This window comes from Mycetohabitans endofungorum, from assembly GCF_037477895.1.
GTDB lineage: Bacteria > Pseudomonadota > Gammaproteobacteria > Burkholderiales > Burkholderiaceae > Mycetohabitans.
This window is the reverse complement of the sequence record NZ_CP132744.1, coordinates 301,863-322,443: the sequence shown is the minus strand read 5'-3', so window position 1 is coordinate 322,443 and position 20,581 is coordinate 301,863. Positions and strand designations below refer to the sequence as shown.

Below are 20,581 nucleotides of genomic sequence, written 5' to 3'. Positions count from 1 at the left end.
GACGCAACGTGGTCAGCCGCGATTCGCGCATTCATTCCATGCAAAACGCATACAGCCTTCGCTACACCCGGGGCAGCGCACTGCCCGCGCTGCTCGCGCGCCGCATCCTGATACTGGACGGCGCAATGGGCACGATGATCCAGCGCTACAAGCTGTCCGAAGCCCATTACCGGGGCGAACGGTTCGCCACGCTGGACCATGATGTCAAGGGCAACAACGAGTTGCTGTCGATTACGCAGCCGCAGATCATCGGTCAAATCCACGAGCAGTACCTGGCCGCCGGCGCGGATATCGTCGAGACGAACACGTTCGGCGCGACCCGGATTGCCCAAGCCGATTACCGAATGGAGGCGCTTGCGATCGAAATGAATATCGCTTCGGCCCAGCTGGCGCGCGCTGCATGCGACCGGTATTCGACGCCGGACAAGCCACGTTTTGTCGCCGGGGCGATAGGGCCCACGCCGAAGACCGCGAGCATCTCACCAGACGTCAACGACCCGGGCGCGCGCAATGTCACCTTCGACGAATTGCGCGACAGCTACTACGAGCAAGCGCAAGCGCTGCTCGATGGCGGCGCGGACTTATTCCTGGTGGAGACGATCTTCGATACGCTCAATGCGAAAGCCGCGTTGTTCGCGCTCGACCAATTGTTCGAGGATACCGGCGAAGTGCTGCCGATCATGATTTCCGGCACGGTGACCGACGCGTCTGGACGAATCCTGTCCGGACAGACCGTCGAGGCATTCTGGAACGCGCTGCGCCATGCGCGGCCGCTAACCTTCGGGTTGAACTGCGCGCTCGGGGCAGCGCTGATGCGGCCGTACATCGCCGAGTTGGCGAAGCTGTGCGACACGTACGTGTCGTGCTATCCGAACGCCGGGTTACCGAACCCGATGAGCGAGACCGGTTTTGATGAGACACCGGAGGTCACCTCCGGACTGCTCAAGGAATTCGCCGACACGGGCCTCATCAATCTGGCTGGCGGCTGCTGCGGCACAACGCCCGAGCACATTACAGCGATCGCCGCGCGCCTGGCGGACGTCAAGCCACGCACATGGGCGCATTATCAAGAAAAAAACGACTCATGACCGACCATACGATGCGCCTTTGCGGGCTCGAAGCGTTCAACGTCACGGACACGACACTGTTCATCAACGTCGGCGAACGCACCAATGTGACCGGCTCCAAAGCCTTCGCGCGCATGATCCTGAACAGCCAGTTCGACGACGCGCTCGCCGTCGCGCGCCAGCAGGTGGAGAACGGTGCGCAGGTGATCGACGTGAACATGGACGAGGCGATGCTCGATTCACGCGCCGCAATGGTCCGCTTCCTGAACCTAATCGCGTCAGAACCGGACATCGCACGGGTGCCGATCATGATCGACTCGTCCAAATGGGACGTGATCGAAGCGGGACTGAAATGCGTGCAAGGCAAGGCGATCGTGAACTCGATCTCGCTGAAGGAAGGCGAGCAGGCGTTTCGCCACCATGCGAAGCTGATCCGCCGCTACGGCGCGGCGGCCGTCGTGATGGCATTCGATGAAAACGGCCAGGCCGACACCTTCGAGCGCAAGTGCCAGATTTGCCAGCGCAGCTACGACATCCTCGTGAACGAAGTGGGCTTTCCGCCCGAGGACATTATCTTCGATCCAAATATCTTTGCGATCGCCACCGGCATCGACGAGCACAACAACTACGCGGTCGACTTCATTAACGCGACACGCTGGATCAAGCAGAACCTACCGTATGCCAAGGTGAGCGGCGGCGTATCGAACGTGTCGTTCTCGTTTCGCGGTAACGACCCAGTGCGCGAGGCGATCCATACGGTGTTCCTGTATCACGCGATCCAGGCCGGCATGGATATGGGCATTGTCAATGCCGGTCAGCTCGGCGTGTACCAAGAGTTGGACCCCGTGCTGCGCGAGCGCGTCGAAGACGTCGTGCTTAATCGTCGGCCCGATGCGACGGACCGGCTACTGGAGATCGCGGACAAGTATAAGAGCGGTGCGGCTAAAAAAGAGGAAAACCTTCAATGGCGAGAGCAGCCGGTCGAGCAGCGGCTGGCCCACGCGCTCGTGCACGGCATCACGACCTTTATCGTTGAGGATACCGAGCAGGCGCGCGTGAAAATCGCGCAAGCTGGCGGGCGACCGATCAACGTGATCGAAGGGCCGTTGATGGACGGCATGAACATCGTCGGCGACCTGTTTGGACAAGGCAAGATGTTCCTGCCGCAGGTGGTGAAGTCGGCGCGCGTGATGAAGCAGGCTGTCGCGCACCTGATTCCCTTCATTGAGGAAGAAAAGCGCCAATTGGCCGCCGCCGGCTCGGACGTGAAGCCTAAGGGCAAGATCGTGATCGCCACGGTCAAGGGCGACGTGCACGACATCGGCAAGAATATCGTGTCCGTGGTGCTCCAGTGCAATAACTTCGAGGTGGTCAACATGGGCGTGATGGTGCCGTGTACGGACATCCTCGCGACCGCCAAGGCCGAGGGCGCCGACATTGTCGGGCTGTCCGGGCTGATCACCCCGAGCTTGGAGGAGATGGCCTACGTTGCCGCCGAAATGCAACGCGACGATTATTTCCGTGGCAAGAACATTCCGTTGCTGATCGGCGGCGCGACCACCTCGCGCGTGCACACCGCGGTGAAGATCGCGCCGCACTACGATGGTCCAGTTGTCTACGTACCCGACGCGTCGCGCTCGGTCTCGGTCGCCTCCAGCCTGCTGTCCGACGAGGGCGCGGCCCGTTACATCGACGAGTTGCGCGCCGACTACGATCGGATCCGCGAGCAGCACGCGAACAAGAAGGCCCAGCCGCTGGTCACCCTGGCGCAGGCACGTGAGAACAAGACCCGCATCGACTGGGACGGCTATGTGCCCCCCAAGCCCAAATTCGTCGGCCGGCGCACATTCAAGAACCAGGATCTGGCCGAGCTTGCACACTACATTGACTGGGGCCCGTTCTTCCAAACCTGGGACCTGGCCGGACGCTTCCCGGCGATCTTGGACGACGAGGTGGTCGGCGAATCGGCGCGGCGCGTGTTCGACGATGGCAAGGCGATGCTCGCGCGGCTGATCCAGGGACGATGGTTGAGCGCGAACGGCGTGATCGCGCTGCTGCCCGCCAACACGGTGAACGACGATGACATCGAGATCTATACCGACGAGAGCCGCACGCAGGTTGCGCTGACGTGGCGCAACCTACGCCAGCAAAGCGTGCGGCCCGTCGTAGACGGCGTGATGCGGCCCAACCGCTGCCTGGCCGATTTCATTGCACCGCGCGCCTGCGGCATCGCCGACTACATCGGCTTGTTCGCGGTCACGGCGGGATTAGGAGTCGACGCGCGCGAGAAACAGTTCGAGCAGCACCATGACGACTACAGCGCGATCATGCTGAAGGCACTCGCCGACCGGCTTGCCGAAGCGTTCGCCGAACAACTGCATCAGCGCGTGCGACGCGACCTGTGGGGCTATGCGGCCGACGAGGCACTGAACAACGATCAGTTGATTGCCGAGCAATACGCCGGCATTCGGCCCGCGCCCGGCTATCCAGCGTGTCCGGACCATTTGGTCAAACGTGACCTGTTTGCGGCGCTGCAAGCGGACGAGATCGGCATGAGCCTGACCGAATCGCTGGCAATGTGGCCGGCGGCCAGCGTGTCGGGCTTCTATCTGTCCCACCCGGACAGCCAATATTTTACCGTCGGCAGGATTGGCGACGATCAACTCGAGGACTACGCGCGCCGCATGGGCCTGTCACTGGAGGACGCGCGGCGCGCGCTGGCGCCGCAACTGTGATCCCGCCCTTGGGCACGCAATCAGCCGTTCACCGGCTGTGCCCGGCGGCGGCGCGGCGCGCGATCGAGCACCCGCATTACTCGGACGGTTGGCGCTCAAACGCCCCAGATCACGTCCGAGTTCTCCTTGTGCGCCTGCCGCAGCATGTCGAGGAACGGATAGGCGCGCTGCGCCAGGCCAATCGGCGCCTCATGCGCCTCGTGATCCCCCCCCTCGTCATCGGCATGGCCGTCGTGTTCGGCCCGGCGTTGCTTGTCCTGCGCAATGGCCGCCTCGAGCTTGGCGATCGCCGGCTGCAACTCGTCATGCGCGATGACGCCACGCTGCCCGAAGCGCTTGCCGATGATCGCCAACAGGAATTGCGCGAGGTTTTCGAGCATCGTCACATCCACGGTGGCCCGAGACTTAAACGTGATCAGCATGGCGGCTCCTTGTTCGCTTCGTCGATCCGGTCGCGCCCGCGTCGCGGCGCCGCATACGCACCGCACCGGCTTGGACCTGTATTCGACAGTTTAGCACCTGCTAAAATCCATCATTCTCGCTTTGTGGCGTGTTCGCGAGGCAGGCGGCCAGCGGGTCGCCGCGCCCGCCTGTTCCGATAACTGCCGTCATTCCATGCTGCCCGCACAGAAACACATCATCGAATTGATCCTAGCAGATGCCGTCGCCGGAGCCGTTCAGGCGTCGCCGGCGGCCAGCGATGCAGCATTCATACAGCCGACCATCGCGTTGGACCGGCCCAAGATCGCCGCACATGGCGATGTCGCGTCGAACCTGGCGATGCAGCTGGCCAAGCCGCTGCGCGCCAATCCGCGCGCGCTCGCGCAACAACTGGCCGAGGCCACCCTTGCGCACCCGCGCGCGGCCGGGCTGATCGCCGGCGCGGAAGTCGCCGGCCCAGGTTTCCTGAACCTGCGGCTGACCGACGCCGCGAAACAGCAGACCGTGCACGCGGTACTGGCAGAGCGCGAGCGCTTCGGCTTCGCGCCGCCGGGGCACGGCGGCCATGGTAAGCAAGTGCTAATCGAATTCGTGTCGGCCAATCCGACCGGGCCGCTGCACGTGGGCCACGGCCGGCAGGCGGCACTCGGCGACGCCCTCGGCGCACTGATGCAGACACAGGGCTGGACCGTGCACCGCGAGTTCTACTACAACGACGCCGGCGTGCAGATCAACACGCTTGCGCTCTCGGTGCAGGCGCGGGCGCGCGGCTTCAAGCCGGGCGATGCGCAATGGCCGGAAGCGGCCTACAACGGCGACTACATCGCGGATATCGCACGTGACTACCTGGCCGGCGAAACGGTGTCGGCCAGTGATGGCACGCCCGTAACGGGCGCCGGTGACGTCGACAATCTCGATGCAATCCGGCGCTTCGCCGTGACTTACCTGCGCCGTGAGCAGGACATCGACTTGAAGGCATTCGGTGTCAAGTTCGACCAGTACTACCTGGAGTCGTCACTGTACGACGAAGGCCGCGTCGAGCGCGCGGTCCAGGCGCTGGTGACCGCCGGCAAGACGTACGAGGACGATGGCGCGCTGTGGTTACGCACCACCGACTACGGCGACGACAAGAACCGGGTGATGCGCAAGAAGGACGGCACCTATACCTACTTCGTGCCGGACATCGCCTATCACGTCACCAAGTGGGAGCGCGGCTTTACAAAAGTGATCAACGTGCAGGGCTCGGATCACCATGGCACGATCGCGCGCGTGCGCGCCGGCCTACAGGCGCTGGCCATCGGTATTCCGAGCGGCTATCCGGACTACGTGCTGCATAAGATGGTCACCGTGATGCGCGACGGCCGCGAGATCAAAATCTCCAAGCGGGCGGGCAGCTACGTGACGGTGCGAGACCTGATCGTATGGTCCGGCGGCGGCAATCCGGACGAGTCCGCCGCCTCACTGAGCCCTCAGCAACTGGACAGCGACATGCTGCGCAAGGGCCGCGACGCGGTGCGCTTCTTCTTGATTTCGCGCAAGGCCGATACCGAATTCACATTTGACATCGACCTCGCGCTGAAGCAAAACGACGAGAATCCGGTCTACTATGTGCAATACGCGCATGCGCGGATCTGCTCGGTGCTGTCGGAGTTGCACGCACGCTACGCGGACGATCCTGAGGACTGGTCGCAGATCGATTTGACGCCGCTCGGCACCGAGCGGTCCAAGGCGCTGCTGCAAAAACTGGCCGAATATCCGCAAATGCTGGAGCACGCAACAAACGAACTGGCCCCTCATGCGGTCGCATTCTATCTGCGCGACCTGGCAGGCGAGTTCCATTCGTTCTACAACGACCGCGCCGAACGGGTGCTCGTGGACGATGCGCGCGAGCGCCTGGCCCGCGCGGCACTGCTGGCCGCAACGCGCCAGGTGCTAGCCAACGGGCTCGCGACGATCGGGGTATCGGCGCCCGCGAAGATGTAGGGAACGGAATGCGCGGGGACCGTATAATCGGCGCTTCCCGGTCACGGATGACGTGGGCGCGACGGCGGCATGACGGCCACGGTTTCATCCGCGCGGTTTCATAGAGATACAGGTAATCAAACACGATGGCAAAAGCACGACGATCTTCCTCGCCGAATTCGAAGCAACGTGGAGGTACGTTCCTCGGTATCGTATTGGGATTGATCGTCGGGCTGGCGATCGCGATTGTGGTGGCGCTGTACATCAGGGGAGCGCCAACGCCGTTCGTGTCCAAAGGCAACGCGCCCGCGGCAACCTCCGACACGGCAGGCAGCGGCGCGACGTTTGATCCGAATCGGGTGCTGGCTGGCAAGTCGCCTGGTCAGCCGGTACCGCCGTCGGGTACCCAGCCGCCGCCGAACACGGCGCCAGGCCAAAGCTCGCAGCAATCGCAGTCAACGGGCGTGCTGGAAGAGCCGCAGATCATCGAGGTCCCGTCCACGGCCAGCGCCACACCAGCGCAGCCCAAGCCCGGAGCGCCTTGGAGCCCGTCCGCGACGTTGGCGCCCCATCCCGCGCCGCCCGGCGCCAGCGCCAACGCGCCCACCCCTGCCTCGGCCAAGCTAGGCGCTGGCACGCCGGCCGCCCCGCAAAAGCCGGGCGCGAGCGAGGCCAACACCGGCTATTTCCTGCAGGTCGGCGCGTACCGCACGGAACAGGATGCGGAGCAGCAGCGCGCACGGCTGGCGCTGCAGGGATTCGAGTCCAAGGTCACGCAGCGCGACGCCGGCGGGGTCGTGTACTACCGCGTGCGCATCGGCCCGTTCTCCCGCTTCGAAGACATGAACAGCGCCCGGCAGCGGCTATCCGATGCCGGCATCGACACCGTCGTGATCCGTTTTACGAAGCCATAGCCTCGCGTCCCGCGCCACACGCGCGTGGCGCACGCTCTTGAACCGGCGGTATCCTTATCAGTCTGAACAGGTTCGTGCCGCTTTTTTCTTGCCACGCTTTTGCCACGGTCCACTATGAAGAAAACCCTCAGCGCTGCCCTGCTCGCCGTCGCTGTCACCCTCGGCGCAGCCCCGTTCGTCCAAGCGTCACCGTCCGCGCCGGTCGCCGGCAAGGACTATACGGTGCTCACGCCAGCCCATCCGGTGAAGGCCCCGGCCGGCAAAGTCGAAGTAACTGAATTCATGTGGTATGGCTGCCCGCATTGCGGCGAATTCGACCCATACCTTGAAAAGTGGAAGGCCAAGCAAGGTGCAAACATCGTGTTCCGGCGCGTGCCGGTCGCGTTTCGCGACCAATTCATTCCACATTCGAAGATGCTGCTCGCGCTGGACGTGCTCGGCCTGAGCGACAAACTCGCACCGGTGATCTTTGACGAGATCCACGTCAAGCGGAACTACCTGCTGACGCCGGACGCGCAAGCAGACTTTCTTGCCAAGCAAGGCGTGGACAAGAAAAAGTACCTCGATGCGTACAATTCGTTCACCGTCGCGAGCGAACTGAAGCGCGTGTCACAAATGGCGCAGGACTACAAGATCGACGGCGTGCCGACGGTAGTCGTGCAAGGCAAATACGAGACCGGCCCGGCGGCGACCAACAGCCTGGAAGGTACCGTCCAGGTACTTGATTACCTAGTCGGGCAAGTAGCCGCGAAGAAGATGTAGCGAGTGCGTGGCATCCCGCGCCGCGCCATGCCACGATGGTCGCCGCCCGGCGCGGTACGCTGGTGGGTATTGCCAGCGTGGCGGACGTGCGCGGCCTGCCAGGCGCAGGCGCCTACAGCGCGTCCAAGGCGGCCGCGCTGAAGTACCTGGAGGCGCTGCGGGTCGAGATGCGCCCCACCGGCGTGGCGATCGTTACGATCGCACCCGGCTACATCCGTACGCCGATGCCGACGGTAACCCCTACCCGATGCCGTTTTTGACGGATCCCGACCGGTTCGCCGCTAACGCGGCAGCGGCCATCGCCGCCAAGAAGCGCTTCGCCATCTTCCCCCGACCAATGCGCGTGGTTGCCGCATTGCCGCACGTGCTGCCGCGCTGGCTCTACGATTTCGCGTTCGAGCGGGCGCCGCGCAAACCACGCGCCGCACGATAAAGCGACGCAACAGACAGCACGGTGGCGAAAAACGTATCAGAATAGCCGGATTCGGCCCCCGTCGCCTGGCAGTCGAGGCCACCATCAGAAACCGTGAAGAACAAGCTTTGGGAGATTGTATGCGTGTGAAACACCCCGTTAGCGTGCCCCGTGGACCGCGCGGCGCAGCCGCGTGGCTCAGCGTGGCGACCATGCTGCTGACCGCGCCCACCTGGTTGCAGGCCAAGCCGTTGACCGTGTGCACCGAGGCCAGTCCGGACGGCTTCGACATCGTGCAGTACAACTCGCTGACCACCTCCAACGCATCCGGCGACGTTGTCTTCAATCAATTGTTGCGCTACGATGAGGCGGCCGGCAAGCTCGCGCCGTCGCTCGCCGACCGGTGGGAGGTCAACCCGGACGGGCTCGCCGTCACGTTCCACCTGCGCCCCAACGTATCGTTTCAGACTACGGAAGAATTCAAGCCGTCCCGCGCATTGAACGCCGACGACGTGTTGTTCACGTTCAACCGGATGCTCGATCCGAATCATCCGTGGCACAAAATTGCGGGCAACGGCGGCTTTCCACACGCGCAGTCGATGAACCTGCCGAAGCTGGTTAAATCGGTCACCAAAGTGGACGACCTGACGGTGAAGTTTGAACTGTCCGAGTCCAATGCGGCGTTTGTGTCGATCTTGACGATGCCGTTCGCGTCAATCTACTCGGCAGAGTACGCGAGCCAGTTGGAAAAGGCGGGCAGACAAGCCGACATCAATGCGAAGCCGGTTGGCACCGGTCCGTTCGTGCTGAAAAGCTACACGAAGGATGCGGTGATCCGCTACGACGTTAATCCAACCTACTGGGGTCGTAAACCGCAGATCGACCGGCTGATCTACGCCATCACGCCTGATGCGGCGGTGCGCGCGCAAAAAATCAAGTCAGGCGAATGCCAGATTGCGCTGTCGCCCAAGCCGCAGGATGTACTGGCAGCCAGGAACGACAAGTCGCTGAAGGTCGTGCAAACACCAGCGTTCATGACCGCGTTTGTCGCATTGAACACGCAGCATAAGCCGCTGGACAATGACAAAGTCCGACAAGCATTGAACATCGCGTTCGACCGACAGACGTACATTAAGACGGTGTTTGGCAACACTGCAGTGGCAGCTGTCAATCCGTACCCGCCGAATACATGGAGCTATAACAAAGCGCTCGAACCGTACCCGTACAACATCGAACAGGCGAAAAAGCTGCTGACCGACGCCGGTTATCCGAACGGCTTCGAGACGTCGATTTGGGTACGGCCAAGCGCTAGCGTGTTGAATCCTAATCCGAAGGCCGGCGCGGAACTATTGCAAGCGGATCTCGCCCGGATCGGCGTCAAGGCGCAGGTCAAGGTCATCGAATGGGGACAACTGATCAAGGATGCTAAGCAAGGGCAGCATGACCTGCTTTTCATGGGCTGGTCCGGCGACAACGGTGATCCAGACAACTTTCTGACGCCGCAGTTTTCGTGCGCCTCGGTGAAGTCCGGCATCAATTTCTCCCGCTACTGCGACCCGCAACTGGACAAGTTGATCGCGGACGGCAAGCGCACCACCGATCAGCCCACGCGCGCGAAGGCGTACGCCGCCGCGCAGAAAATCATTCATGACAAGGCGTTGTGGATTCCCCTGGCGTACCCGAGTGCGGCCGCGCTGACGCGCAGCAATGTCAGCGGCTACCGGGTGAGCCCGTTCGGCCGACAAGACTATACAAGCGTGAAGGTCGACTAGGCTAACGTTGGCGATCTCGGATAGAACACGCTGACACACCGCATTTGTGAGCCTTATAATCGCTTTTCATTGAATGAACTGGCAGCCTATGCATCATTTTTCCCGCGCACAGTCGGCAGACATGCAAAAAACCACCTTGCCAACTGACGCGCAGCTCGCGAACCGCCGCGTCGCGGTGCTGGTGCCATGTTATAACGAAGCAGCCACAATCGACACGGTCGTGCGAGACTTTAGGCGCGCGTTGCCGCATGCTGAGATCTACGTATTCGACAATGATTCGAACGACGATACTATGCAGCACGCACGAGCAGCCGGCGCACAAGTACGCACGGTGCTTTACCGGGGCAAGGGGAATGTGATCCGGCGCATGTTTGCCGACATCGACGCGGACATCTACGTACTTGTCGATGGGGACGGTACCTATGATGCCGATGAGGCGCCGCGACTTGTGCAAAAGCTCATGACTGACGGGTTGGACATGGTCGTCGGCACTCGTGTTACGGAAGAGCGTGACGCATATCGGCGGGGCCATCGCTTCGGCAATCAGATCCTGACCCAATGCGTGGCAACGCTGTTTGGCCGTACGTTCACCGATATGCTGTCTGGATACCGCGCATTCTCACGCCGTTTTGTAAAATCTTTTCCGGCCCATGCGAGCGGTTTTGAGATCGAAACCGAGTTCACAGTGCATGCGCTGGAACTGCGCATGCCCGTCGCCGAAATTCCGACCGCGTATGGCGTGCGACCGCAAGGGTCTGCAAGTAAGCTTAACACCTGGACCGACGGTTGGCGAATCCTGATGATGATTGTGCGGCTGTTTAAAGCGGAGAAGCCACTGCTGTTTTTTTCGATGGGCTTCTTCGTGTGTGCACTGTCGTCGTTACTGCTGTCGCTTCCCGTCTTTGACGACTATTTGCATACCGGATTTGTGCCTCGGTTGCCAACCGCTGTGCTGTGCGCGGCATTGATGCTGCTTGGCGCGATCCTGCTTGCCTGCGGCATCATACTGGACACCGTGACGCGCGGACGCATCGAGGCAAAGCGGTTTGCCTACTTGTCGGTGGATGCACCACGGCCTGCGGCAAAACAAGACTAACGTGCGTTCGCAATTCCTTCGTTTCGCGCTCGCCGGTATAGCGGGATTCATTGTCGATGCTGGCACGCTATGGCTCATGCTGTGGATCGGGCTCGGCTACTTCGCTGGACGCGCGGCATCGTTTCTTGTGGCCGTCTGGGTCACCTGGCGGTTGAACCGGCAATTCACGTTCTCGGACAAGCGGTGCGGATCCGTATGGCGCGAATGGTGGCGGTACCTCACCGCGATGTTCGCCGGCGGATGCGTGAACTATGCCGCGTACAGCGTGGTGGTCCTTAATTTGCCGCCGCGCGTCTTTGTACCTTACGTCGGAGTAGCGGCCGGCTCGCTCGCTGGCCTTGCGGTCAATTTTTTTTCCGCCCGCTGGTGGGTTTTCCGTCGCGAGAGTTAACATGAAAAGAAACAAAAGCGAAACAGGTTTCTGTTGCGGAGCACTGCGAGCACGACTGGGGACAATCAATTTGAACACACCGCGTGCGCTTACGATCGCAAGGGTATGGGTGCCGTGCCTATTCGGCTTGTACTCACTGTGGCTGGGCGCGGACGCAAACTGGGATCTGTACAACTATCACTTATACAACGCATTCGCTTGGCTGCACGGCAAACTACAAACCGATCTCGCGCCAGCTGGCCTCCAAACCTACTTTAATCCGCTGCTCGACGTGCCATTCTATCTGGCCAATACGCATTTGCCGCCGCGGCTGGTTGGCTTTGCCATGGGTGCGTTGCATGGCTTGAGTTTTGTTCTCATTCTGGCCATTGCGCAGCGGGCGCTGCCATTGCTACCGGATACTGATCGCTACCGTGTACCGCTGCTACTTGCGCTAGCTGGTTGCCTGACCGCGAATTTTCTGTCCGGGCTCGGCAATTCGATGGGCGACGATACGACCGCGCTGTTCGCCCTCGCAGGACTGTTGGCACTGTTGACGGCATGGGAGCATCTTGGGCAATGGTCAGTACGCACGGTCGCGATGGTACTCGGCAGCGGCATGGTGGTCGGGCTCGGCACGGGGCTGAAGCTGACCAACGCTGTCTACGCGGTCGCGATGTGTGCGGCGTTGCTTAGCTATCCGGGCCGTGTCAGTGTGAAGCTGCGCATTGCGGTGTTGTTTGGCATCGGTGTGCTGTTTGGATTGGCGGCGACTGGCGGTTATTGGATGCTGCAGATGTGGCAGACGTTCGGCAATCCGCTATACCCGCAATTTGGCGTGTTGTTTCCGAATCCACTCATTACACCGGATGTGATGGGCGATGCCCGATGGCGGCCACGTGACTGGCTGGAGACTGTACTGTGGCCGTTCATTTTTACCGAAAATTCACGGCGGGTCGGTGAGACGCCGATTAGACAGATCATTTGGCCGATTACCTACCTGCTGTTTTGGTGTTGGATCGTGACGGCTGCGATACGGCGGCCCGTACGGGGGGCAGCTGCGGCGCTGGTACCACGCGCACGGTTTATCGTGCTGTTTGTTGCGATTGGATACGTCGTATGGATGAAGCTATTTAGCATCTATCGATACTTGGTGGTGGTAGAGGTGTTGACACCGCTGGTCATATGGATCCTGCTGCACCGGTTATTGCCGTATCGTCGTGCCGTACGTGTGGCGACCGTGCTGCTCGGTGTCGCGACCTTAGTCGTGGTAGCCGGCGGCGCCCGTACATGGGGACACGAGCGGTGGGCGGACCCGCTCTATCATGCTGAAGTGCCGACTATCGAACAACCTGAGCGTACTACAGTGGTGCTCGCGACAACGCGTGCTCGTGCATGGGCATGGCTCGCGACGCTGTTCTCGGACCAGGTTGCGTTTACGCAGATTGACAGCAGCTTTCCAGGTACGCCAGTGTTTCGCGAACGCATGCGTACCATCGCGGTGCAGCGTGGCGGCCCCATCTACGCAATTGTCGACGGTGAATATAATTGGCGAATCGACAATGTCGCGCGAATAGACCACATCGTCAAACGCATCGGTCTCACCGACAGCGAGCGCGGCTGTAAGCTGCTGCGCTCAGCCGTGGACCGGCTACACTTGCACGCCGCGGTGGTGACGTCGGCCGACCACGGGAGACAGTGCGAACTGGGTTTGCGTGCGGATGACGTCAGGGACATTCCTGCCGAGAACCGGGCCGACGTTGAGCAGTCACTGCCGATGTTTGAGCGCAACGGTTTTGTGCTCCACCCGGCGACGTGTATTCCTTATCGCGCTGGAATCGGTAAAGGCGTGATGGTGTATCAGTGGTGTCAGTTATCGCTGCATGAGTAGCGTGAAGCGACGGGGCGGTACTCCATAATACGTACTGCTGTGCTCTCGGTTCAAAGTGCTCTATCGTTTAGAGGCGACGGTTTGAACGCAATGCCTGTGATTCGCATGGCCTGCCCCGCCAACGTCGTCGTGTATCCAACTGGTCTGATGAGCACACGGCCCGGCACCGAACAGCACACTAATCCGCGTACGGCGCAAAGCGAATCACGCCGTCGTGCTCGACGCGCTCAAGCTCGCCGGAGTGCCACAAGAAATGCAAATGGGCCAGCGCCTCGCCAATCGCGAACGTCATCTGATGCAGGTCCAGCGGCCGCTTGAACATCAGCGGCACGATGTCGGCTGCGCTGCGCGGCTGCCGCACGCACGCCTCGAGTACTTCGCCCAGCCGCGCCGCGTGATGCTCGCGCAACTGCGCGATGCGCGTGTGCAGGCCGCGGAACGGCTTGCCGTGCGACGGCAACACGAGCGTATCCTCGGGCAATCCGTGATAGCGGCCGAGCGAATCCAGGTACTGCGCCAACGGGTTGCCGCACGGCTCGATCTCCAACACCGATATATTCGTCGAAATCCGCGGCAACACCATATCCCCGGAAATCAACAGGCGATCCGCGTCGCAATACAGCGCACAATGCTCGGTTGAATGACCCAACCCGGTGATGACGCGCCAGCGCCGCGAGCCGATCGTCACCGTATCCCCCTCCTGCATCCGCACGTACGACGCGGGCACCTGCGGGACCAGCGTGTGATAATACCCCTTGCGTACGCGGATCTTCTCGATCGACTGCGGATCGTTCAGGCCATGGCACGCGAAAAACCGCGCAGCTGCCTCACCGCCGGCGTTCGAATCCCCCTCCTTGGACGACGACAATAGACAGCCCATCAGGTATTCGCCCAGCGTCATCCACAGCGGGGCGCGCCAGCGGCCGCGTTCGCCACCGCCGCACAACCAATGCGCCAAGCCCAAATGGTCCGGGTGAAAGTGGGTGACCAGCACACGTAGCACCGGCAGGCCGCCCAGCACATCGTCGAAGATCCGCTCCCAATGAGCCTTGATCGTGTCGCTCGCGATCCCAGAATCGATGATCGTCCAGCCGGGCTGCGCGCCGAATTGGTCGCGCAGCAGCCACAAGTTGATGTGGTCGAGTTTGAAGGGCAACGGCATGCGGATCCACAGCACGCCGGACGCGACTTCGTGCATGGCGCCCTCGGCCGGTAGGGTATCGGCGAAAGCGTAGTCCAACTGATGTTCGAGCGCGTTCATGGGGGTCGGGTTTGCAGTCGTTGCGTTCCGGCAAGGTTGACGATAACGTAAACGTGCATTGTATCCATGTTGCCGCCGACATGCCGACGCACTACACCATTACTGAATTGGCCCGTGAATTCGGCGTGACGCCGCGGGCAATCCGTTTCTACGAGGACCAGGGCCTGCTGTCGCCGAGCCGCGAAGGCGCGAGCGGCCTGCGCCGCGTATTCTCAGCGCGGGACCGCACGCGGTTGAAGCTGACGTTGCGCGGCAAGCGGCTCGGCTTCACGCTATCCGAGGTCCGCACCCTGCTCGAGCTGTACGAATCGCCAACCGACACGGTCACGCAGCTTCAGGCCTTTCTCACCGCGCTAACCGAGCACCGGCAGGCGCTGGAGCGTCAATTGGAAGATTTGAGTGCGACGCTCGAGGATCTTGCCCAGTACGAAGCGCAAGCGCGAGCGCTGCTTGAGTCGTCGCAGCGGCATGATGCGGCGACTGAACCGCAGCAAAAGACGCTAAATTGATGAAACATTTCCTGAAACTGCTGTCTTCGCAGATCGGCTTTGACCTTGCGCAGACGATTCTGGATGGCTTTAACCGTCACTACCAGATCTTTCGCGAAGCCGCGATCGATGCGAAACGCCAGTTCGAGCGCGGCGACTGGCACGGGTTGCAAAAGCTCGCGCGCGAGCGGATCACCTCGTACGACGACCGGGTGCGCGAGTGCGTCAAGCTGCTCGAGGACGAGTATGACGCGGAGAACATCGACGACGAAGTCTGGCCGCAGATCAAATTGCACTACATTGGGCTACTGACCCACCACCGGCAACCCGAGTGCGCGGAGACGTTCTTCAACTCGGTGTGCTGCAAGATCTTGCACCGCTCGTATTTCAATAACGACTTCATTTTCGTGCGCCCGGCCATCTCGACCGAATACATCGAGAACGACGAGCCGGCGGCCAAGCCCACGTATCGCGCATACTACCCGGAAGCCGACGGGCTCGCGTCGACGCTGGAGCGCATCGTCACGAATTTCCAGCTCGATGTGCCATTCGAGGATCTGCCACGCGACGTGAGCTGCGTGATGCGCTCGATTCACGACGCGTTTGGCGAGTTCGACGCGGCGTTCAACTTCCAGATCCACGTGCTGTCGTCGCTGTTCTTCCGCAACAAGGCAGCCTACATCGTCGGGCGGATCATCAACGGCGAGCATGTGATCCCGTTCTCAGTGCCGATCCGCCATACCGCGGACAGCCGGCTGACGCTGGATACGGTGCTGTTGCGCCGCGAGCAAATCCTGATTATCTTCAGCTTCTCGCACTCGTACTTCCTCGTCGACATGGAGGTCCCATCGGCAACCGTGCAGTTTCTGCGCTCGATCATGCCGGGTAAGCCGAAGGCCGAGATCTACACGTCGGTGGGCCTGCAAAAACAGGGCAAGAACCTGTTCTACCGCGACCTGCTGCATCACCTATCGCACTCCAGCGACAAGTTCATCATCGCTCCCGGCATCAAGGGCTTGGTGATGCTGGTGTTCACGCTGCCCTCGTTCCCTTATGTGTTTAAGCTGATCAAGGACAGTTTCCCGCCGCCGAAGGAGACGACGCGCGAGCAGATCCAGGCCAAGTACCAGCTCGTCAAGCGGCACGACCGCCTCGGCCGAATGGCCGACACGCTCGAGTATTCGGACGTCGCGTTGCCGCTGTCGCGGTTGGACGATGCGCTGATCAAGGAACTGGAGAGGTACGCGCCGTCAATGATCGAGTACGAGGGCGACACCGTAGTGATCCGCCATCTGTATATTGAGCGCCGAATGACGCCGCTGAACCTGTATCTGCACAATGGCACGGACGAGCAGATCGATCACGGCATCAAGGAATACGGCGACGCGATCAAGGAATTGATCAAGGCCAACATTTTCCCCGGCGACATGCTATATAAGAACTTCGGCGTGACGCGTCACGGCCGCGTCGTCTTCTACGATTACGACGAGATCGAGTACCTGACGGACTGCAATGTGCGCCGCGTGCCGCCACCGCGTCATGATGAGGACGAGATGTCGGACGAGCCCTGGTACGCGATCGGCCCGCACGATATCTTCCCGCAGACTTACGGCACGTTCCTGCTCGGTGAGCCGCGCGTGCGCGCCGCATTTCTGCGTCACCACCCGGATTTCTTCGACCCGGCGTTGTGGCAGTCGACAAAAGAGCAGTTATTAGCTGGCATGTTACCCGATTTCTTTCCCTATGAACGCAGCGAGCGATTTTGCGTGCGTTACCCCGAATGCTTCGCGGCGGCCCGCGCCGCGAAGCCGCTGGCCAACATACGCCACGCGCCGCCGTTGCATGAGACCTGACCGACAAGCAATGTACGAAGCACGACCCACAAACGAAACGATGACCATGGATCAAAAACCGTCCTCTCCCCAAAAACCGTCCACTCCCGCGTCCGAACCGCTTGCACACCTGTTTGAAAACAACCGGCTGTGGGTCGAACGCAAGCTCAGTGAAGACCCCCAGTACTTCGCGAGACTGGCCGAGCAACAGAACCCGGAGTACCTGTGGATCGGCTGCTCCGACTCGCGCGTGCCCGCAAACCAGATCATCGGCTTACCGCCCGGCGAAGTGTTCGTGCACCGGAACATTGCCAACGTGGTCGTGCACTCGGACCTGAACTGCCTGTCAGTGATCCAGTTCGCCGTCGAGTTGCTCAAGGTCAAGCACATCATGGTGGTTGGCCACTATGGCTGCTCTGGTGTGCGTGCCGCGCTGTTCGGCACGCGCGTCGGATTGGCTGACAACTGGCTGCATCACATCCAGGATGTGCACGGCAAGCACGCGGCGCTGCTTGCCGAATGGCCGCTGGGCCAGGCACGGCACCACCGGCTCGTCGAGCTCAACACGATTGAGCAGGTGGTCAACGTGTGCCGCACGACGATCGTGAGCGATGCGTGGCAACGGGGCCAGCAGCTCACCGTGCATGGCTGGGTGTACGGCGTGCACGACGGCAAGATGCGCAACCTGGGCATGACGATCTGCGAGCCGGGCGAGCTGGATACAACCTATGCGCTATGCGTGGATGCCCTAAAGCGCAACCGTCCAGCCGATGCGGCGCCGCCGCCTCATCCAAACGACGTGCTCGCTGACGATGCGGCGCGCCTGGCGGCAGCCGTCGGCCACGTACACCAAGGCGAACCAGCTGCCAGCGTCACGCGCTGAATCGAACCAGGAAACCCCTCGATTTGAACACAACACCCCGATGACTGACTCCATCGAACGCGATCCGATCGTGATCGCCAGCGTCGCCCGTACGCCGATTGCTAGTTTCCAGGGCGGTTTCGCGTCGCTGACCTGCCCGCAGCTCGGCGCTGCGGCGATTAGCGCTGCACTGCAACGGGCGCGCTTGGAGCCCTCGCAGGTCGACGAGGTGGTGATGGGGTGCGTGCTGCCCGCCGGAGTTGGCCAGGCGCCGGCGCGCCAGGCAGCTTTGGGCGCAGGGCTGCCGCTGTCCACCAGCTGCACGACGGTCAACAAGATGTGCGGTTCCGGCATGCGCGCCGCGATGTTCGCGCACGACATGCTGGCGGCGGGCACCGCGCAGGTCGTCGTAGCCGGTGGCATGGAAAGCATGACGCAGGCACCTTACCTACTGCCCAGAGCCCGCGCTGGGCTGCGCATGGGTCATGCGCAACTGATCGACCATATGTTCTTCGATGGCCTGGAGGATGCGTATCTGAAGGACGAGCGCGGCGGCGGTCGGCTGATGGGCGCCTTCGCCGAGGAGTGTGCGGCGTCATATGGATTCTCCCGTGAAGAACAGGATGCGTTCGCGCTCGCCTCGCTGCAGCGCGCGAAGGCAGCCAGCGAGAACGGCTTGTTCGACTGGGAGATTGTGCCGGTTACTGTGAACGCGCGCGCCAGCCAGGCGATCGTGTCACGTGACGAGCAACCGTTCAAGGCAAACCTAGACAAGATCCCGACGCTCAAACCAGCGTTCCGCAAGGACGGCACCATCACGGCCGCCAATGCATCGTCGATCTCCGACGGCGCGGCCGCGCTCGTGATGATGCGCGCTTCGCGCGCCGACGCGTTCGCGTACACTGGCGAGTTGCGCCCGGTAGCCCGAGTGGTCGGCCACAGCACGCATGCGCAGGCGCCCAATCTGTTCACGACCGCGCCGGTCGGCGCGATCGCGAAGCTGCTCGACAAGAATGGTTGGCGCGCGCAGGACGTCGACTTGTACGAAATCAACGAAGCGTTCGCGGTCGTCACCCTGGCCGCGATGAAGGAACACCGCTTACCCCACGAGAAAGTCAACGTGCATGGCGGCGCCTGTGCTCTGGGCCATCCGATTGGCGCCTCGGGTGCGCGCATCATCGCGACGCTGATCGGCGCGCTGCGCCAACGCGGCCTGAAGCGGGGTGTCGCAAGCCTGTGCATCGGCGGCGGCGAAGCCACCGCGATGGGGATCGAACTGTTTTGAACAGCACACCGCACACGCCCCGCGCATGGCCCGCAGCACGTCTGCACTTGTCGCCCGAGGCGCCGTGCCCCTGCGGCGCAATGCAGCAAGGCCGCTCGGCACGTTATGGCCCCTGCTGCGCGCGCTTCATCGAAGACGGCGAAGCGGCGCCCTCGGCGCTCGAGTTGATGCGCTCGCGCTATACCGCCTATACGCTCCATGCGTTCGACTACTTGCGCCAGACGTGGGATCCTGCCACCTGTCCACCGGATCTCAGCTGCAACGCCGATACACCAACCCGCTGGCTCGGCTTGACGGTCAAGCAACACGTCAGCGACGATGATGCGCATAGCCGGGTCGAGTTCATCGCGCGCTACCGAAGCGCCGGCGCAGGTGGCGGGCGCGCACAGCGGCTGCACGAGCTGAGCCGGTTTTGCCGCGGTGACGACGGTCGGTGGCGCTACGTTGACGGCGACATACTCGATTAATCACCACCGGCGATTTTTGATTGCTTAAGCTTGAAGCCTTGCCGATGAGGCCGACCCTGCATCATATCCCGTCACCGACCCGCGTGCCGCCTGCCGCGATTGTGCGACGCCGGTGCATCCGATATGAGCAGGGGCAGGCGAAGCGCCGAATTGGCAGGGTTTCGCGCAGTCGGGCGGCGCCTATGTCGAGCACGGTTGCGATGTCGCCGACAATGGCTTGGCCCAGGCGCAAGATGTAACGGCCACGATCGCCTACATGTCAACGCAGCCGTATATCGACGCGCAGCATATCGTCGTAGCCGGCGCTTCGCACGGTGGGCTGACGACGATCGCGTATGGGCAGCGGCCGCAGCGCGGCGTACGCGGCCTGCTGAACTTTGCCGGCGGACTGCGTCAGGACGCATGCAGCAGCTGGCAGCACAACCTGACGCACGCGTTCGCCACTTATGGCGGTAAAGTGCGGCCGCCGTCGCTGTGGTTCTACGGCGAAAACGACTCGTTCTGGTCACCACAGCTGGTGGCGCAGATGTACAGTGCTTACGTAACCGGCGGTGCACATGCAGAACTTGTGGATTTCGGCTTCTACAAGGACAATGCACACCGGATTGTCGGGGATCGCGACGGGGTTGCGCTCTGGTGGCCGCCAACCCAGCAGTTCCTCACGCAGATTGGCATGTCCACCGCCGTGCGCTATCGCGTCGAGGATACGCCTGCTGTGCAGCCGACCGGCTATGCGTCGATCGACGCGATTGATGCAGTCCCCTACATAAATGACAGCGGCCGCAAAGGCTATGAGACATTCCTGAAACAATACCCGAGCCGCGCGTTTGCGCTGTCCGACAGTGGTGCGTGGTCATGGGCCGAAGGGGGCGACGATCCCGTATCGGTCGCGCTGGACAATTGCCAGAAACACAGCCGCGATCCGTGCCAGCTGTACGCAGTGGACAACGCCGTCGTCTGGGCG

16 protein-coding genes and 2 pseudogenes are annotated in these 20,581 nt (G+C 61.9%); 16 read left to right on the top strand and 2 right to left on the bottom strand.

The features are described from left to right. Window positions 1-38 precede the first annotated feature (38 nt). A complete protein-coding gene (locus RA167_RS01335; RefSeq protein ID WP_076785979.1) occupies window positions 39-1,088 on the top strand; it encodes a homocysteine S-methyltransferase family protein in 1,050 nt (349 codons plus the stop codon). Beyond that, window positions 1,085-3,802 (top strand): methionine synthase, encoded by a 2,718-nt coding sequence (metH, locus tag RA167_RS01330; protein WP_235091319.1) that lies wholly within the window; start codon window positions 1,085-1,087, stop codon window positions 3,800-3,802. Before RA167_RS01335 ends, metH begins: the two co-directional genes overlap by 4 nt. A gap of 95 nt (window positions 3,803-3,897) precedes the next feature. Here metH and RA167_RS01325 read toward each other — a convergent pair whose 3' ends face one another. Then, the gene (locus RA167_RS01325; RefSeq protein ID WP_076785977.1) at window positions 3,898-4,224 is read right to left on the bottom strand and encodes a DUF1840 domain-containing protein; all 327 of its coding nucleotides are present in this window, start codon (window positions 4,222-4,224) and stop codon (window positions 3,898-3,900) included. Between the two features lie 193 nt (window positions 4,225-4,417). On the opposite strand from RA167_RS01325, the gene argS reads away from it, so the two are divergent. The 8 genes and pseudogenes from argS to RA167_RS01285 all read left to right on the top strand — a co-directional run bounded on the left by argS (window position 4,418) and on the right by RA167_RS01285 (window position 13,422). Next, window positions 4,418-6,226, top strand: coding sequence for an arginine--tRNA ligase (gene argS / locus RA167_RS01320; RefSeq protein ID WP_076785976.1), 1,809 nt, complete (start codon window positions 4,418-4,420; stop codon window positions 6,224-6,226). A gap of 125 nt (window positions 6,227-6,351) precedes the next feature. Beyond that, window positions 6,352-7,119 carry an SPOR domain-containing protein gene (locus tag RA167_RS01315; RefSeq protein WP_076785975.1) on the top strand — a complete coding sequence of 256 codons (768 nt, stop codon included), beginning with the start codon at window positions 6,352-6,354 and terminating at the stop codon, window positions 7,117-7,119. Window positions 7,120-7,233: 114 nt separating this feature from the next. Beyond that, window positions 7,234-7,881, top strand: coding sequence for a thiol:disulfide interchange protein DsbA/DsbL (locus tag RA167_RS01310; protein WP_076785974.1), 648 nt, complete (start codon window positions 7,234-7,236; stop codon window positions 7,879-7,881). Window positions 7,882-7,901: 20 nt separating this feature from the next. After that, window positions 7,902-8,314, top strand: a pseudogene (locus RA167_RS01305) (SDR family NAD(P)-dependent oxidoreductase); the annotation flags it as partial. Window positions 8,315-8,505: 191 nt separating this feature from the next. Beyond that, the gene (locus RA167_RS01300; RefSeq protein WP_076787612.1) at window positions 8,506-10,065 is read left to right on the top strand and encodes an ABC transporter substrate-binding protein; all 1,560 of its coding nucleotides are present in this window, start codon (window positions 8,506-8,508) and stop codon (window positions 10,063-10,065) included. 121 nt (window positions 10,066-10,186) lie between these two features. Further along, complete coding sequence (locus tag RA167_RS01295) at window positions 10,187-11,161, top strand: glycosyltransferase (RefSeq protein WP_076787608.1); 975 nt, start codon at window positions 10,187-10,189, stop codon at window positions 11,159-11,161. Window position 11,162: 1 nt separating this feature from the next. Next, window positions 11,163-11,552 carry a GtrA family protein gene (locus RA167_RS01290; RefSeq protein WP_076787610.1) on the top strand — a complete coding sequence of 130 codons (390 nt, stop codon included), beginning with the start codon at window positions 11,163-11,165 and terminating at the stop codon, window positions 11,550-11,552. Window position 11,553: 1 nt separating this feature from the next. Further along, the gene (locus RA167_RS01285; protein ID WP_076785973.1) at window positions 11,554-13,422 is read left to right on the top strand and encodes a hypothetical protein; all 1,869 of its coding nucleotides are present in this window, start codon (window positions 11,554-11,556) and stop codon (window positions 13,420-13,422) included. Between the two features lie 178 nt (window positions 13,423-13,600). Here RA167_RS01285 and RA167_RS01280 read toward each other — a convergent pair whose 3' ends face one another. Then, window positions 13,601-14,683 carry an MBL fold metallo-hydrolase gene (locus RA167_RS01280; RefSeq protein ID WP_076785972.1) on the bottom strand — a complete coding sequence of 361 codons (1,083 nt, stop codon included), beginning with the start codon at window positions 14,681-14,683 and terminating at the stop codon, window positions 13,601-13,603. 80 nt (window positions 14,684-14,763) lie between these two features. On the opposite strand from RA167_RS01280, the gene RA167_RS01275 reads away from it, so the two are divergent. The 6 genes and pseudogenes from RA167_RS01275 to RA167_RS01250 form a co-directional block, all read left to right on the top strand. Continuing rightward, window positions 14,764-15,192, top strand: coding sequence for a MerR family transcriptional regulator (locus RA167_RS01275; protein ID WP_076787606.1), 429 nt, complete (start codon window positions 14,764-14,766; stop codon window positions 15,190-15,192). Then, on the top strand, window positions 15,192-17,024 hold the full coding sequence (gene aceK / locus RA167_RS01270; RefSeq protein WP_076785971.1) for a bifunctional isocitrate dehydrogenase kinase/phosphatase: 1,833 nt from the start codon (window positions 15,192-15,194) through the stop codon (window positions 17,022-17,024). The genes RA167_RS01275 and aceK overlap by 1 nt, the downstream gene beginning before the upstream one ends. Before the next feature lie 46 nt (window positions 17,025-17,070). Continuing rightward, window positions 17,071-17,886 (top strand): carbonate dehydratase, encoded by an 816-nt coding sequence (gene can / locus RA167_RS01265; RefSeq protein ID WP_076787603.1) that lies wholly within the window; start codon window positions 17,071-17,073, stop codon window positions 17,884-17,886. A gap of 40 nt (window positions 17,887-17,926) precedes the next feature. Then, window positions 17,927-19,150 carry an acetyl-CoA C-acetyltransferase gene (locus RA167_RS01260; RefSeq protein ID WP_076787601.1) on the top strand — a complete coding sequence of 408 codons (1,224 nt, stop codon included), beginning with the start codon at window positions 17,927-17,929 and terminating at the stop codon, window positions 19,148-19,150. 41 nt (window positions 19,151-19,191) lie between these two features. Further along, on the top strand, window positions 19,192-19,617 hold the full coding sequence (locus RA167_RS01255) for a YchJ family metal-binding protein (protein ID WP_255710802.1): 426 nt from the start codon (window positions 19,192-19,194) through the stop codon (window positions 19,615-19,617). A 142-nt stretch (window positions 19,618-19,759) separates the two neighbouring features. Next, window positions 19,760-20,578, top strand: a pseudogene (locus RA167_RS01250) (dienelactone hydrolase family protein); the annotation flags it as partial. Window positions 20,579-20,581: the final 3 nt, after the last annotated feature.

Excerpts from the sequence above, each read along its gene's own strand:
- RA167_RS01335 (WP_076785979.1), top strand. The coding sequence starts at position 39 with ATGCAAAACGCATACAGCCTTCGCTACACCCGGGGCAGCGCACTGCCC.
- metH (WP_235091319.1), top strand. The coding sequence starts at position 1,085 with ATGACCGACCATACGATGCGCCTTTGCGGGCTCGAAGCGTTCAACGTC.
- RA167_RS01325 (WP_076785977.1), bottom strand. The coding sequence starts at position 4,224 with ATGCTGATCACGTTTAAGTCTCGGGCCACCGTGGATGTGACGATGCTC.
- argS (WP_076785976.1), top strand. The coding sequence starts at position 4,418 with ATGCTGCCCGCACAGAAACACATCATCGAATTGATCCTAGCAGATGCC.
- RA167_RS01315 (WP_076785975.1), top strand. The coding sequence starts at position 6,352 with ATGGCAAAAGCACGACGATCTTCCTCGCCGAATTCGAAGCAACGTGGA.
- RA167_RS01310 (WP_076785974.1), top strand. The coding sequence starts at position 7,234 with ATGAAGAAAACCCTCAGCGCTGCCCTGCTCGCCGTCGCTGTCACCCTC.
- RA167_RS01300 (WP_076787612.1), top strand. The coding sequence starts at position 8,506 with ATGCTGCTGACCGCGCCCACCTGGTTGCAGGCCAAGCCGTTGACCGTG.
- RA167_RS01295 (WP_076787608.1), top strand. The coding sequence starts at position 10,187 with ATGCAAAAAACCACCTTGCCAACTGACGCGCAGCTCGCGAACCGCCGC.
- RA167_RS01285 (WP_076785973.1), top strand. The coding sequence starts at position 11,554 with ATGAAAAGAAACAAAAGCGAAACAGGTTTCTGTTGCGGAGCACTGCGA.
- RA167_RS01280 (WP_076785972.1), bottom strand. The coding sequence starts at position 14,683 with ATGAACGCGCTCGAACATCAGTTGGACTACGCTTTCGCCGATACCCTA.
- RA167_RS01275 (WP_076787606.1), top strand. The coding sequence starts at position 14,764 with ATGCCGACGCACTACACCATTACTGAATTGGCCCGTGAATTCGGCGTG.
- aceK (WP_076785971.1), top strand. The coding sequence starts at position 15,192 with ATGAAACATTTCCTGAAACTGCTGTCTTCGCAGATCGGCTTTGACCTT.
- can (WP_076787603.1), top strand. The coding sequence starts at position 17,071 with ATGGATCAAAAACCGTCCTCTCCCCAAAAACCGTCCACTCCCGCGTCC.
- RA167_RS01260 (WP_076787601.1), top strand. The coding sequence starts at position 17,927 with ATGACTGACTCCATCGAACGCGATCCGATCGTGATCGCCAGCGTCGCC.